This is a genomic window from Planctomycetaceae bacterium (assembly GCA_041398825.1).
Taxonomy (GTDB): domain Bacteria; phylum Planctomycetota; class Planctomycetia; order Planctomycetales; family Planctomycetaceae; genus F1-80-MAGs062.
Genome location: JAWKTX010000001.1, coordinates 577,846 through 592,921, shown reverse-complemented (window position 1 = coordinate 592,921; position 15,076 = coordinate 577,846). Strand labels below are relative to the sequence as shown.

At 53.7% G+C, this 15,076-nt stretch carries 9 protein-coding genes and 1 tRNA gene; 6 read left to right on the top strand and 4 right to left on the bottom strand.

What is annotated here, in order from left to right:
- Positions 1-3: 3 nt before the first annotated feature.
- Positions 4-1,410: a hypothetical protein gene (locus R3C20_02085; GenBank protein MEZ6039265.1), complete on the top strand. Its 1,407-nt coding sequence runs from the start codon at positions 4-6 to the stop codon at positions 1,408-1,410.
- Positions 1,411-1,498: 88 nt separating this feature from the next.
- Here R3C20_02085 and R3C20_02080 read toward each other — a convergent pair whose 3' ends face one another.
- A complete protein-coding gene (locus R3C20_02080; GenBank protein MEZ6039264.1) occupies positions 1,499-3,820 on the bottom strand; it encodes a DNRLRE domain-containing protein in 2,322 nt (773 codons plus the stop codon).
- Between the two features lie 362 nt (positions 3,821-4,182).
- Between R3C20_02080 and R3C20_02075 the strand changes: the two genes are divergently transcribed.
- Positions 4,183-5,175 carry a hypothetical protein gene (locus R3C20_02075; protein ID MEZ6039263.1) on the top strand — a complete coding sequence of 331 codons (993 nt, stop codon included), beginning with the start codon at positions 4,183-4,185 and terminating at the stop codon, positions 5,173-5,175.
- A 203-nt stretch (positions 5,176-5,378) separates the two neighbouring features.
- Positions 5,379-5,451, top strand: a tRNA-Phe gene (locus tag R3C20_02070).
- A 717-nt stretch (positions 5,452-6,168) separates the two neighbouring features.
- Here the strand turns inward: R3C20_02070 and glyA are convergent.
- Entirely contained in the window at positions 6,169-7,410 is a 1,242-nt protein-coding gene (gene glyA / locus R3C20_02065; GenBank protein MEZ6039262.1) for a serine hydroxymethyltransferase, read from the bottom strand.
- A 335-nt stretch (positions 7,411-7,745) separates the two neighbouring features.
- On the opposite strand from glyA, the gene R3C20_02060 reads away from it, so the two are divergent.
- The 3 genes from R3C20_02060 (at position 7,746) to R3C20_02050 (ending at position 11,299) form a co-directional block, all read left to right on the top strand.
- The gene (locus R3C20_02060) at positions 7,746-9,290 is read left to right on the top strand and encodes a tetratricopeptide repeat protein (protein MEZ6039261.1); all 1,545 of its coding nucleotides are present in this window, start codon (positions 7,746-7,748) and stop codon (positions 9,288-9,290) included.
- 326 nt (positions 9,291-9,616) lie between these two features.
- Positions 9,617-10,654, top strand: coding sequence for a DUF1559 domain-containing protein (locus tag R3C20_02055; GenBank protein MEZ6039260.1), 1,038 nt, complete (start codon positions 9,617-9,619; stop codon positions 10,652-10,654).
- A 213-nt stretch (positions 10,655-10,867) separates the two neighbouring features.
- The gene (locus tag R3C20_02050) at positions 10,868-11,299 is read left to right on the top strand and encodes a hypothetical protein (protein MEZ6039259.1); all 432 of its coding nucleotides are present in this window, start codon (positions 10,868-10,870) and stop codon (positions 11,297-11,299) included.
- Between the two features lie 221 nt (positions 11,300-11,520).
- Here R3C20_02050 and R3C20_02045 read toward each other — a convergent pair whose 3' ends face one another.
- Both R3C20_02045 and R3C20_02040 read right to left on the bottom strand, forming a co-directional pair.
- Entirely contained in the window at positions 11,521-14,505 is a 2,985-nt protein-coding gene (locus tag R3C20_02045; GenBank protein ID MEZ6039258.1) for an FG-GAP-like repeat-containing protein, read from the bottom strand.
- A gap of 123 nt (positions 14,506-14,628) precedes the next feature.
- Positions 14,629-14,904, bottom strand: coding sequence for a hypothetical protein (locus R3C20_02040; protein ID MEZ6039257.1), 276 nt, complete (start codon positions 14,902-14,904; stop codon positions 14,629-14,631).
- Between the last annotated feature and the right edge of the window lie 172 nt (positions 14,905-15,076).

The following is a 15,076-nucleotide window of genomic DNA, read 5'->3' as shown; positions in this document are numbered from 1 at the left end:
CCCATGAAGGTCGCCACATCCGGAACTTTGCATTCAGGCTGCAGGCTTTTCCTGGCCATGGCCGCGGGAACAATTTGCGTTCTTTCGTTGCAGATCACGGCCTCGGCCGCACCAGCAGACCTGCGCGTGGCGACATTTGACATCGACGTGACTCCACCTCCGGGCTATCGAATGGCGTACGACCCTGTGGTCCGGGTTGACGAACTCACCCTGCGATGCCGTGGGATCGTGCTTCAGGGTGACTCAAAGCCTGTCGTCCTTTGCGCTGTAGACTGGATTGGCATTGCAAACGAATCACACGATGCCTTTCGGGAATCGCTTGCCCGCGCAGCAGGTACAACATTCGACCGAGTTGCCGTACATACGCTGCATCAACATGATGCACCGGTCACGGATTTTACAAACGAGAGCATTCTGCGCGACGCCGGAGCAACCGATACCGGACAATATGACAGCGCTTTCACGCGACAGGTGCTCCAGCGACTGGAAGCTGCTGTCAGCGAAGCTGTGACAAAGGATGTCGCAGTCACGCACGTTGGGTTCGGTGTCGCGGATGTCAAAGAGGTGGCATCGAACCGCCGTATTCTGGGCCCCGACGGAAAAGTTGCGATCACGCGTTACACAGCAACGCGCGACCCCAAAGTGAGAGCTGAACCCGAAGGTACGATTGACCCGCAGGTGTCTGTGATCAGCTTCTGGCAGGACAAGAATCCTGTTGCTGTCCTCAGCTATTACGCCTGCCACCCCCAAAGCTACTATCGGATGGGTATCCCCAGTCCGGACTTCCCCGGCATCGCAAGATTTGTTCGACAACAAGCCGTCCCATCAGCCGTTCATGTTCATTTCAACGGGGCAGGGGGGAACATCGGAGCAGGCAAGTACAACGATGGCAGTCATTCCAACCGCGTCAAACTTGCCATGAAACTGGCCGACGGAATGCAACGCGCGTTCGACAACACACTCAAAATCGACGCGGACAGCGCTCCTCTTTCCTGGCACATCAGGCAGGTGTCACTTCCACCGGCAAAACACCTGGAAGAAACACGACTCCGAACAACAATCTCCGCCAATCCGAACTCAGCGGAAGCACGCGTCGCCGGTGATAAACTGGCGTGGCTATCAAGGTGCAGGAACGGTCACAAGATTGATATTCCAATGCTGTCGCTCGGGGATATCCGCATCCTGCACATGCCCGGAGAACTTTTTGTGGAATATCAGCTGGCCGCTAAAGCAGCCAGACCGGACCTGAATGTAGCGATGGCTGCCTATGGCGACTATGGTCCCGGTTATATCGGTACCGAAATCGCATATTCCCAGGGAGGCTACGAAGCCAGCGAACGCGCATCGGATGTAGCTCCGGATGTCGAAGCAGTCCTGATGACTGCGATTCAGGAACTACTGAAAGAATAACACGGCGCGCCAACGCACGACCTGATCCGGCATTTTCAATGGGTGGTTGGCCACTTTCGCGACTTCGGGCAGAAACGACCCGGCACTGTCAGGAGTGCAACTGACTTTCAATTTCACCAAACAGGCTGTCGATCAGCCTGAGATTGCCGAAACTGACTGTATTCAGAATCGCGCCTGCAGGGGCCTTCAGAACTTTCGCAGCAGGGGCGAACAGCAGCTCCATATTCAGGTAGCAGCTCGAAGATGTCTGCGCGACGAGTGTTCCATTCACGAGCCCTTTTGCTCCCCCACTCCTCCGATCCCATTCGAAGATGCTGCCATCAGGCGTGATGTAAAACCAATAGTTATCCCTGCTTTGGAACCAGCGTTCCTGGCGGAACCCAAAGTCATACCAGTCCTTCGGCACACGCTTGAAACCGTAAGTGAACTGAAGGTCAGTCAACTGTTGCATTGGATCATGGGTTGTGGTGCGTACCCAGTCCACATGAACGGCCTGGCGCACAGTGTATTCGCCTGGCAGAACATTGTTGAAAACGTACCAGCCTCGCTCGCTGGAAGCCTGAATGACCTGATCCGCATTCTTGTCCAGGTCCGTTGAAGTTGCCGTGCCAACCACCCGACCTGCAGCATCAACAAGCTCGACTGCCCATCCATTCAGGTAAGGCTCAACGATGAATGCCGTTTCCAGGATACTCTGGGACGTCAGCTCAAATCCGCCCCACACCTGAGTGACAAATTTCGAACCACTTGATGCCGCCCACTCAAAGATGTTTCCGAACTGGTCGGCATAGTAATAAACGGGACCATTTCCCACCCCGGCAGACTGATACCAGAATACTGCCTTAGCCGGGCCACCAGCAGGAGCGGTCGCCAAAGCATGAACCGTTGGATAATCCTGGCGGCCTGGAAGTCCATCACCATTCTGATCGTGCCAAATCCGTCCGGAAATCTCGATCGCTTCAAAACTCGGCAAGTCAATGGTGTCGATTGTCGTGCCGTCAACCGCCGCAACAACGGGATTGCTGGCAAGATAGATCAATGACGGGTCGCGGAAATAAGAATGATTCAGCTCAACGACCAGAGTTCCTGTCAGGGGTTGCGAGGGCGTAATTGGCTGAGCCTTCCATCGGTACACTTCACCGGTCGGAAGGATGTAATACCAGCCGTTGTCCCCGAGAAACCAACGCTCGCCTTCTCCACCAAAATCTTCAAACAACGATTTGTAAAATCGAAGATTCAGCTGACTGTCCAACTGGTGAACAGTGGTTGCCAATCCGCTGTGGTCACCACTGCTGGCGGTGCGCGTCGTTGGTAATATCTGTCGAACCTGGTAGTCACCAGCAGGGACCTGCTCAAAACGGTACCACCCCGATTCCGTTTCAGGATTGATGAGTCCGTCGTTGTTGACGTCGAAATCTCCTGTCACGGTCGAACGTTGAACAACACCCTGTGAATCCAGCAGTTCAACGGTCACTCCATTCAAATATGCTTCGGGCTGGACTGCGTCCTTCAAAAGCAGGTGCTTGTTCTGTAGTTCCCAGAATCGTCGGGAAATGGTCGATACGGCAGTGCCCGATAATTGGCCGGGAGTCCGGTCCCAGTGGGTCAATGTTCCATCAGGTGTCAGAAAATACCATTCGTTGTTGACCGCCGATCTGTACCAGTATTCCTGGCCCCTGTAGACGTTGAAGAAGTCTTTCTGCTGGTAGAACTGCAGTTGAAGATCGTGAACCACCAGCGGAACGCGCAATCCGTTTCCATCCGAGTCATCCCAGGCTCGTCCCGCAACCAAAGCTGGCAGAATGGGTTCTTCGTAGGTAATTTCCAGAGACGGTCGCAGAGCAGCATTCGACGAATCGTGGCTGTGGAAAGCCTTCACCGAACCGGGAACGGACTCGCTCAAAAGCATCCAGCCGAAGTTCTGAGACGCATCGTCCAGCCACGACTGGACGTCTGAGATCATGCCCAGGTCGTTCCACTGGTACAAACCAGCAGCACCGACACTGGCCGATGCAGATTCTCCAGCAGAAAAATCTCCGCCGGGCGAATTCCACTGTGAGCCATTGTAGAAGCGATATATCCACGTCGCGTCCTGTGCGGCTGCGGCTGCACCATCGAGCTCGTCATCCAGCGCGTCAGACGCACCTTCGCCCCAGGCATTGCTGACTCGATGCAGCGAAATATTCGCTGCCCCTCCTACGCTGTAGGCTGCATTCAGCCGAAGTGTCACATCCAGAATTGTCGCGCCAAACGGAATCGACGAGGTATTCAAATCAAAATGGATCAGACCGCGAATCGCAGTTTCATCGCTGCCTTCTCCGCCGCTCAGGACGTACTCCCCGGCGCCGTTCGAAACGTCACCCTGACCAACATTGAAGATCGATGTATCCTGCGAGGCTCCAACAGCCATCGTGACAGCACTGAGAAGTCGACGTTCCTCAAAACACTCAGTCTGAACCGCCGCGGAATCGGCGCAGTACCCGCGATTTTTACGGCGTCTATTGAATGCCCGATTCAGAAACACGTCGCACCTCTGGCCAACACCCGCGGCACAATGAACACAAACTAATAAACTGCAACACTTTACAGCAAAACAACCCGCGAATTGCGACGCCATGCTCAGGGCTTGCCAGCGCAATTCTCTGCTGTTGAATACGCTCTCCGGCCCATTGCAGACGGATTGAAGTCCCTTTTCAAACAAAATCGCCCGGCATTCAGACACCCGAAGCCGCAAACTGCAACACAGGATCGGCTCTGCTGGATTTGCGTCGCATGGACGTTATCCTGCCGCATTCTCAAAAAACACCTTCAATCCTGCCCGAAGTCATCCCAAAAGCGACAACCATGCAGACTACTCCGTTTCGCCCCGAACAGTTTCGCTCATCCGTTCTTGCTGTCCCACCCCTCGCACGCGGGGCAAACGACGTGATTTGTCCGGATGAAAATACAAAAATTATTCGGCACATCGAAAACGGTGGCGTCTCGATGCTGCTTTATGGCGGAAACGCGAACCTCTACCACGTTCGAATGAGCAAATATGCCAGCCTGCTGGATGTACTTCGCGCGTCTGCTGGCGAAAACACCCTGGTGGTTCCGTCCGTTGGTCCTTCGTATGGCCTGATGATGGATCAGGCCGACGTCATCCGTGACACAGACTTCCCGACAGTGATGGTTCTGCCGACAAAGGCCGTTATGACAGAACCTGGATTGATGAATGGCTTCCGGCGATTCGTCGAAACGATCAATCGCCCAGCTGTCCTGTACATCAAGGAAGAAGGGTACATCAGCCCGGAAGGTGCAGCCGAATTAGTGCGTGACGGACTCGTTTCATTCATCAAGTATGCAATCGTTCGAGAAGACACGTCGGACGATCCTTATCTTGAGCGACTGGTGTCAATGGTCGACCCCAGGATCATCTGCAGCGGAATTGGAGAACAACCCGCTTTGGTCCATCTGACGAAATTCAAACTCAATGGATTTACCTCTGGCTGCGTCTGTATCAATCCGACTCTTTCACAACTGATGCTGAAAGCAATTTGCGACAAGAATTATGACCTTGCTGAGGACATCCGAAAGGTATTCCTGCCCCTGGAAGACCTGAGGAATGAAATTAATCCCATCCGTGTCCTGCATGAGGCTGTTGCACTCGCTGGCATCGGTCAAACGGGTCCACACCTGCCATTGCTTTCCGGTCTGGCTGATTCCGCGGCTGTCCGGGTCAAAGAGGCGGCCATTGAACTGCTGAACGCAGGAATCAGCGTCTGAGAACGGATGATCTCGGGTGGCAAAGTCTTCACAACCAGAACACACGCTCCTACTTAGGCGGATGTTGTGTCGAAGTTGGGCAAGAATCTTTCGTTGTCTTGTAATGCCGGTCGACAGTCACTAACATCCCGCCCGCTCACGATTTCGAGTCATCAAAATCGTGAAACAAAGGCGGTTTGAATGGCGAAAGCCATTCATCTCCAGGGCAGATAGCTCAGTTGGTAGAGCACAGGACTGAAAATCCTGGTGTCGGGGGTTCGATTCCCCCTCTGCCCATTGGAAGAATAGCAGGGTTTCCGAGACATTCGGGAACCCTGTTTTCGTTTACCTCCATCACTTTGAGCGTCTCTGAGTTGCCTGGCCCGTCCCTGAGTTGCCTGAAACCATGATGGCGGTCTACCGGCGGCCAGAATCCGGGCTCTGCCAGTCAGGCATTCCGGGTGCCCTTGTTCGTGTCGCATCTCCCGACAACCGCCTTCTGTTGAATCCACGCGTTCGTGTCGGTTCAAGTCAGAAAGTTCACGCCGCAAAGATTCTAAGTGCGAACGATTTGAGGCGAGTGCACTTTCGATCGCCGGGGCGGTCGATGGTGGCACAGAGCCTCCCCGAATTGCCATTCAGAAATTCATGGTTTGCCCGCTTTCCGAGCAGAATCAGGGGCTCGCAGCCCGGGGCCAGCCGGCGTCTCAGTTCAGGCAGGGAACTCCATAACTTAGCTGTCCATTGAAAAATCGGGACAGGCACGCTGGACGGCTGGAAACCGTCGTGTTCTCAGGTCTCCAGCTCAAGCCAGTCTCGTTTTCCAACAGGCCGTTAGGTTAGTAGGTTAGCCGTCGCTGAACCCATACCGTGATCATGTTCCGGTCTCAGCAGGTTATAAGAGCGGCCATGCTTCGTTGTGAACTCAGGCCAACGCCGTCGCTTCGCTCACTGGACCACCGGGGGCACCGTATCAAGCCGACACGGTGCACCTGCGCCGGTGATTCCAGAGCCCTAACCAATCCCTGGTACAGGGAATGCTTTCGCAAAGTCAGCGATTTCCCGACGGACCGCTGATAGTTCGCCACTGTTGTCAGCGTTCTTCAGTGCCTGCAGAATCCAGCCCCCGACTTTCTTCATTTCGTCAGTCTTCATTCCACGAGTTGTCAGCGCCGCAGTCCCGATGCGAATCCCGCTGGGATCCATCGGCTTGCGTTGGTCGTACGGAATCATATTCTTGTTGACGGTGATGCCTGCTTCATCCAGGGCCTTTTCGGCAACGTTGCCCGACAGGTCGATAGCCGTCACATCGCACATCATCAAATGATTGTCCGTCCCCCCGGAAACGAGTCGCAGACCACCGGCCATCAGTGTTTCAGCCAGGGTCTTTGCATTGTCGACAATCTGCTGAGCGTACGCTTTGAAGGCCGGTTGCAAAGCTTCCGCAAAACAGACAGCTTTGGCCGCGACAATATGCATCAATGGGCCGCCCTGCATCCCCGGAAAGACGCTGCGGTCAAGGTCTTTCGCGTACTGACTCCTGCAAAGAACAAACCCTGAACGCGGACCTCGCAAAGTTTTGTGCGAAGTAGACGTAACAAAGTCAGCGACTGGGACTGGGCTGTTGTGAATGCCGCCGGCAACAAGTCCGGCGTAGTGGGCCATGTCGACCATCAGGACCGCGCCAACTTCTTTGGCAATGTCCGCAAACTTTGCATGATCAATTTCGCGAGGATACGCGCTGGCACCGGCGATGATCATCTTCGGCTTGTGTTCGCGAGCAAGGCTGGCAACCTGATCGAAATCAATGCGATGATCATCCTGCCTGACACCGTAGTGAATTGCATTGTAATGCAGACCGCTGAAGTTCAGTCGCATACCGTGCGTGAGGTGTCCTCCGTGTGCGAGGTCCATGGCGAGCACCGTATCGCCGGGCTTAACGACACTCAGATAAACTGCCATGTTGGCCTGGGATCCGGCGTGAGGCTGCACATTCGCATGTTCTGCCCCGAACAGCTGACATACTCGCTCCCGCGCCAGATTCTCGACAACGTCTACATTTTCACATCCACCGTAGTATCGTTTGCCGGGATAACCTTCTGCGTACTTGTTTGTCAGCACGGTCCCAGCGGCTTCCATAATGGCAGCACTGGTGTAGTTTTCGGAGGCGATAAGTTCCAGACCTTCTGTCTGACGGCTGCGTTCGTGGCAAATGGCTTCCCAGATAGCGGGGTCGGCATTCTGAAGGACTGACATTTGTTGTTCTTTCGGATGTTGTGAGAGCGGTGGTCAGCGGGAATCAGGAACGGCCCGCTTTGGTGGATAACGAAACAATTAACCGACAGACTTTGTGCAGTTTGACGTTCAGAATCATGGCGTGACTGAATTTGTGTGCGAATTTGAACTCTTGCGTCACGAAATGGCCTGAATGCTACCCATCGTAATTTTCCGACGGTATCTTCGCAGCTGACTGATCCGGGGTTGTCAGAAAATCATGGAACAGCCTTCCAGCCTGTCGAATTCTGCTGGAAAAATGACGGGCTGAAAGTCTGTCCCGCCATAAATTCACGGGCTCTCCGGAATTCGACCGTATGTCGGGGCGGAGTTTCAACATTGAGAGAGCATTTGAACTGCAGATCGAGGCGTCTTCAGGCGACCGCATGATGGCTGAGCACGATTCCACAATTCCTGGCCAGACAGGCAGCAAGTCCGGTCAACAGAGTCAGAGCAAGATCAATGAGCCGGGACTCAACCCGACCACCGACAGTTCGCTGCCGCTGGCCGGTGAAACCGTCGCGTTCACTGGGACACTCGCGTCAATGGTGCATCGCGAGGCGGCTTCACTGGTGGAACAATATGGAGGTCGATCGACGCATTCCGTATCCAGTACAACTTCCATGCTTGTTGTCGGCGAAGAGGGCTGGCCTCTTGAAGAAGATGGACATACGTCCCGGAAACTTCAACATGCCATGCAACTGATAGCAGACGGACAAGGGCTGCAGATTGTTGCCGAATCGGACTGGCTGCACCTGCTCGGATTGAATGAACGACGCGATGAAATTCATCGCGCATATACTCCCGCAATGCTGTCACGATTGCTCGATGTCCCGGTCCGTCTGATTCGAAGGTGGGCTCGTCTTGGATTGATACGACCTGTTCGCCGTGTTTGCCGATTGCCCTATTTCGAGTATCGCGAAGTCGCCAGCGCGCGACGGCTGGCCGCACTTCTGGAAGAAGGCATTTCGGCAAAGCGAATTGAACAGAGTCTTGGCGAACTTGGACAGACTCTTGCCGGAACCGACCGCTCCCTTGCTCAGCTGAATTTGCTGGTGCAGGACAAGCACGTGCTGATGCGGGATGCCCATGGAGTCCTGAATCCCCGCACGGGGCAACGGCTACTGGACTTCGAGAATGTCGAACGCCTGAACGTTATCCGCCCTGAGGAAGAGAATCTGGAAACCGTTGAGATCGGCACTCGGGACAGCGTGAATCAGGTTCGGCCAATTGATGGTGGCGTTGCAGGTTCCTCTGACGAATCTCCTGTTTCGTTTTCTATCATGGAAGCCCGGTTGACGCTGGGCGACCGCTCTATGAGCGACTGGACGGCCGATGAATGGTTTCACGAAGGGTGTCGACTGGCAGAAGAGTCTGAGTTTGAATCCGCGGTGAATGCCTTTCGCAACTCCATGAGCCTGCTGGTCTCCGAACAACTGCTGCTTCGAGATGATCTTGTGATGGCAATGCGAGAAAAGGGAGGGGCGTTCCCTGATCCGGCTGATGTCAACTTCCATCTTGCTGATGCGCTTTATCGTTCAGGCCGTCTGGATGCTGCAATCGAACGCTACCACAGTGCGATTGAATTCGCCCCCGATTTCATCGAAGCCTGGACTCAGCTTGGTTGCCTGAACGCAGAACTGAAGCGTCCTGAGGCGGCGGAAGACGCTTTGCTGACGGCCATTTCCATCCATCCGGGGAACCCTGATGCGTTACTGCACTACGCCCAGCTCCTTGATCAGCAGCAACGACCTGAAGAGGCCGCATCGTGGTGGGAGCAGTACCTGCAGCATGACTCCCGAGGTCCATGGGCCGACCATGCTCGACAACGCCTGAGCGACATGGCAGTTCGTATTGATTGACGCCCAAACCAGGGAGCCTGAGGCTTCCACCTGCATTCGTGGTGATCAATGCCTGTCGAATACAAGGGCTGGGTATCTCAACTACCATCCCTCCCTGTGGCAAACAACTGGCGAATTCAATGCTTCGGTGAGTGCTGACCTGTTGATTCGGGTGCATTGGCCAACTGATCCGGATTGCCACGCGTGTCAATGTGGAACGGATTGAAAACAAGCGGTATTGCGATTGTTCACTGCTCGCGGCCTCTGACGCGTTGACATCGCTCACCATTCAGTGGTAGTTTTACCGGTGTGTTCCGTTATTCCAACGTACTTTTCAGGAGTCTGCTATGCGTAAGACGAGGTCACGTGGTTTTACATTGATTGAGTTGCTGGTGGTCATTGCAATCATTGCAATTCTGATTGCTTTGCTCCTTCCCGCTGTACAGCAAGCACGCGAGGCAGCTCGGAGGACGCAGTGCAAGAATAATCTCAAACAGCTTGGACTTGCGTTTCATAACTACCACGACACGTACAACACGTTCCCAATGGGGAATCAACGACAGAACGGTTTTGGAGTCTCGTTCTATCCGGCTCTGCTGCCTTACTTCGAGCAGGCAAACCTGTATTCACAGCTGAATTTCAGTGGCAGTCATCCCGGCTGGACAGGAGCAGGTGGAGGCACGACGGGTAACGCCAATGGTCAGGTTGTCAATGGTATCGTACTGACTTCTCTGGTGTGTCCTTCAAGTCCCCTCGATAATATTATTCAGGACACGAACGGTGGCGCACGCCAAACAGTTCCCTCTTACGTTGGCATCTCAGGTGCTGTTGACGAAGATCGCACTTCAAACGCAACTCCAACAACCAACACCGACAATTTTGTAGAGCTGCGTCAAATAGGGGGTGGTACCTGCTGCGGAACGAATTCGCAAAATGGATACCACTCTGCCGGCGGCATCCTTGTTTGGAACGAATGCATCGGACTAAACAAAGTTACGGACGGCACCTCCAACACGATCATGCTGGGTGAAACATCCGACTGGACCGTTGATGCAAACGGCGTGAAGGTGGATGTACGTGGCGGAGTACCGCACGGCTGGCTGATGGGCACCGACGGAAATGGTCGTACGACAGGCTGGAATGGTCCCACCAACCGAAAATTCAATCTGACCTCGGTACGATATCCACCCGGAACGAAAAACTACGACCTGCCAGGTGTTCATCAGAATCATGGACCAAACAACCCATTGATTTCAGCCCACACCGGCGGTATCCAGGTTGTGTTTGCTGATGGACACGTTTCGTTCCTCAGCAACAATATCAACCTTCCAACATTGAAGTATCTCGCCACCCGGGATGACGGTCAGACCGTTGGTGAATACTAGAATTCCTGGCTGAGCATGGCAGGGAATTGCGGTCAAGCACTCTGCCATGCGTTTGCCGGGCTCTCGGGTATCCAGAATTCAGGTCGAGCCTCACAGAATAAGTTCCAAAGCCTTAGTACTTTCCGAAGTCGAGTTTCGGGATGAGCTTTATGTTTTGTGAGTCACTTACATACTTCGGAGTAGAAAATGCGATTTGCCGGATTAGTACTGTCAATGTCTGTCACCTTGTCTGCTCTGGCAGGTTGCGGTGGAGGTGGTGGCGGTAGTTACAATGGCCCCTGGGCGCAGGTGTCCGGTGTGGTCAACCTAGGCGGTAAGCCTTTGGCTGAGGCTGCCACCGTGACGTTCCTGTCACCAGAGGGATATGCGGCCAGTGGAAAAGTTGATGCATCTGGCAGTTACAAGCTGAAGTACAACGGGGCGAACAATATCCCGGTGGGCACCTACAGCGTTGGAGTGTTGCCATCACTACCGGTGGAACCAACGAATCAGGACCCTGCTTCGTTCTTCAATCCGGATGGCACGACAAAAGAGGTGGAAGTTGTGATCTCGAAGATTCCGGAGAATATGCGTCAGCCGGGGTCCAGTGGTATCCAGATCACGGTTGTTGAAGGCCCTCAGGAGTTGCCGATTGATCTTGATTAAGAACCTCAATAGCCAACGCTTTTGAGGACTGAAACAGACAGAGAAGGCGGTACACTCAGTTGGGTGGACCGCCTTCTTTTCCTGGCTTCAGGCAACAATCGGAATCATACGAAAGCCCCGCCAACAGCCTGTTGAAAAACGGGACTGGCTTGAGTGGAAGACCTTAAAACACGATGGTTTTCAGTCGTCCTGCGTGTCTGTCCCGGCTTTTCAACAGAAAGCTACGGGTTTGAATACAGTTTTTTGCGACCCTGAATGGCAACATAGCGACGATCAGCCGGAATTCCCCGGAACACGTCCTCCGTTCCCCCGGGCCAGCGAATCCTTAGCTCATCAATACTGGTGGCGGTTCCCACGCCGACTGTGATTCCACGATCATTGGATGTCATATATCCATCGCCGGCAGTGAGCTGGATCGATTGGCGGTGACCCGCGGAAACGACTTCCAAAACGGCTCCGATGGCATCTCTCGCTTCACGAACGGATCGCAGGTCCAGGCGAATGGAGTGTCCTGGGATGCTGTCCGTCGCCAGATTTTCCAGCAGAGCAACCGGTGAATAAAGATGAAGCACGGCTAAATCATCACGCAGATCCTGATTGAAATCGATGCGACAGACGGAGCGGCCCAGGTACTTACCATTAAAGTACTCACCAACCTCGCCGGAATCGCAAAGCTGAAGCTGACCATTCTGCTGGTTCATATAAAGTTGCGGCGACATCTCATCCGGATCACCAGTTGCATAAGTCCTGTCAACGTGACCATTAGTGACGAACAAATCAGGAAACCCATCCAGATTGCCATCGATAAACTCTGTACCAAAGCCCAGAGTTTCGATACTGGATTCATACAGATTGGCTGAACGAGTCATATCGATAAACGAGTGTCTCGCTGGTTGAAGATAGAAGGTGTTCGCATCCTTGTAGAAATTAGTCAGGAACAGATCGGGAAGACCATTCCCGTCAATATCGGCGAACGCCGTGCCCATTGTCGCCTGACTCCTGCCTGTTCCGTCAACCGCCAGTCCACTGGTAATCGCCTGGTCTTCATACGCCAGGACATGGCCACTCTGCAAAGTATCAACGAAATAGAAATTGGGAGTCGTGTCGTTTCCGACGAAGATTTCCAGTCCTCCCGCCTGATCGAAGTCGGCGACCAGAATCGCCAGCCCTTTTCCGTCGGGACGCACGATGCCGCATTGCTGCGTCTGATCTGCAAAACTTCCGTCCCCGAGGTTGATGAATAGCCGGTCCTGTTCCGCCGGAAACATCGTTGGAGCACACGTGAGCGGTTCACCATTCTTCTTACAAAGGCGATCGAACACACTTTCCTTCTTCAAATAGTTGACGACATACAAATCTGGCAGTGAGTCTGAATTGAGATCAGCAATCGCAGCACTCAGAGACCAGACGTCGCCCGCCGTCGAAGTTTGAAGGGTGATTTCTGAAAACGTCCCATCGCCATTGTTCAGGTAAAAGGCATTTGATCCCAGGTTACAAAGATAGATATCCGGAAATCCATCATTGTTGATGTCACCTGTCGTCGCCCCCTGACTGAACAACCTGTCGCCAAGACCACTGGCAATCGTCACATCACGAAACTGACCATTGCGATTTGCAAAGAGCTTGTCTTCCGGAGTTTCCTGATCCACCGGACGTGACGAGTCATCCTGCCAGAGTGGTGCCCCCTGGGTGAGATAGAGGTCAGGTTGAGAATCCTGATCCACATCTACAGCAACAATCCCACCGCCAGTGGTTTCGAAGATGTGTTCCATTCCCCGAATCGTTCTGGAACCATTGAAGTAAGCAAAATCCAGGCCTGAAGCAACCGCTGTATTTTCGAATCTTGCCGCCGGAATTAAGGGGATCGGTTTTGAGTTGACTGCTGGTGCGACATGTCGACTCCGCCCTGACAAGTCTGTCGGGTAAGTGGAGACGATGGCCCGGAATTCATCGCTGGCAGACCTCGGAAACAGGCCGTTCGGCTGTTTCATGAGTGCTCTGGCATTTCTCCTGATTGCTTCGACAGCCCACTCCGGTTGGCCGGATGCCATATTGATTGCGAATTGCGCGATGGCCGCTGCTTCAAGATGACGAGACAGCGATTCAAACTGATGTGACAGTGTCTTTGACTGTTCGATGGTGGGATCATCATGAAATTCAGGCATTGCCAACTCAATCTCGGCCAGTATCCTCGCTCGCTCTCCAAAATGCTGAGCAAACTCTTTATGTCCATCCCGGCTGAGAAACTGAGAAAGTGCGTAGTTGGCCTCCACATGATTAGGGGCAATTTGCACAGCCTGAATCAAACAACCGATGGCTGCCTTCAGATCTCCTGTTGCTTCGGCACAGAGTCCTCGATTCATCCAGATGCCCGGGTGTTCATCGGCGCTATCCGGAAGTTCTTCATCCAGCTGAAGGAATTCACTCTGCCGGTTTTCATCGATCAGCAATCGACCAAAATCAACGTAAGGCTGCACGAATGACGGTCGCCGCTGAATAATGCCAACCAGCAATTCCTCGGCTCTGCGGGGATTATTAGTCAGCATCGCCAGCCTTGCTTCGGGAAGCATTCCGTTCACATCTTCCGGATACTGAGCCCTGGCGAGATTAATAAGCTGGCTGTCGTTGATAAACCTGTTTTCCGGTGATCCGACGATGTGAAACTCAGAGGGCCCGAAAATACCCTGTCGAATGCGTCGCAGCATGGGAGCAACAGATTCCCAGCAGCGTCCCTGAACCTGCATCAGATAGGCGAACTCGCGATTTACCATCGGGTGCGATGGCCAGTGCCTGATGACATAGGAAAAATGATTCTCAGCCTCCTTCAGGTTGCCGAGCTTTACCCATCGCTGCCCGGTAATAAACGAAGCCATAACACTTTCGTAAGATCCACTTCCATCATTGGCCAACCTCGCGAGGTAGTCGATTGACTGTTCATGCTGGTAATTTCCGGCCGCAGCATATCCTCCAAACAAAGCCGCCTGCTGATCGTCCGGCGAATCACTCAACACCAAATCTGCAATTCGCCGGGTTTCACGGAAGTCGCGCTGATTGAGGGCTATGGCAGCATCTCGAAGATGCTGAGCCCTCGTGGTGCGAAGCAGCCAAGGCGACACCACAATGGCAACAGAAAAAACAACGGACCAGAGAGCAATCCGGCGCATGCGACTGTCAAATCGATCGGCAGCATCAGTGGATTCGCCCATTTCCTGTTTTCCTGCACAATGAATGACCAAGGGTCCATTGCCGTGACAGCATTGTGTCCACCAAATTGTGTTCAGCACGTTGTGTTCAGCAATTCATCTTCCGGCATTCCGCAAAACGGCCAGTCACTTATCAGGCTTTGTACTGCTGGAAGTAGACGGCTGTCGCTGATCAGACACGATGCCCCATATCAAGAACCCGATGCCAAGCACCGCCAGAACCATGCTGACGGGATAAAGGAATTCCGTCGCGAATACGTTGTTGGGAAACGGCACCAGCAAGGCATGAGCAAACGCCTGCTCGGCTGCCAGAATTAAGAGCGCCCCGGTGATCATTCTCATCGAATTCAGACTATCGAAGTGTTTTGGGCAGAGACATTGCCAGACGGCGTCGATGGTCATCAGGCCGAATTGTTTGGCGCGACCTGTTGACGTAAGGTATCGACACGATCTTAATCATGTACTTCCCGGTCAGCCAGCATTTCTGCGCAAAAGGCGACTGAGTTCGACGGCCCCGCGCTAAGGCGTAGGCAGTTCTTCTGGCAGGGCAGGGCTACCGGCAGAATTCTGCCAC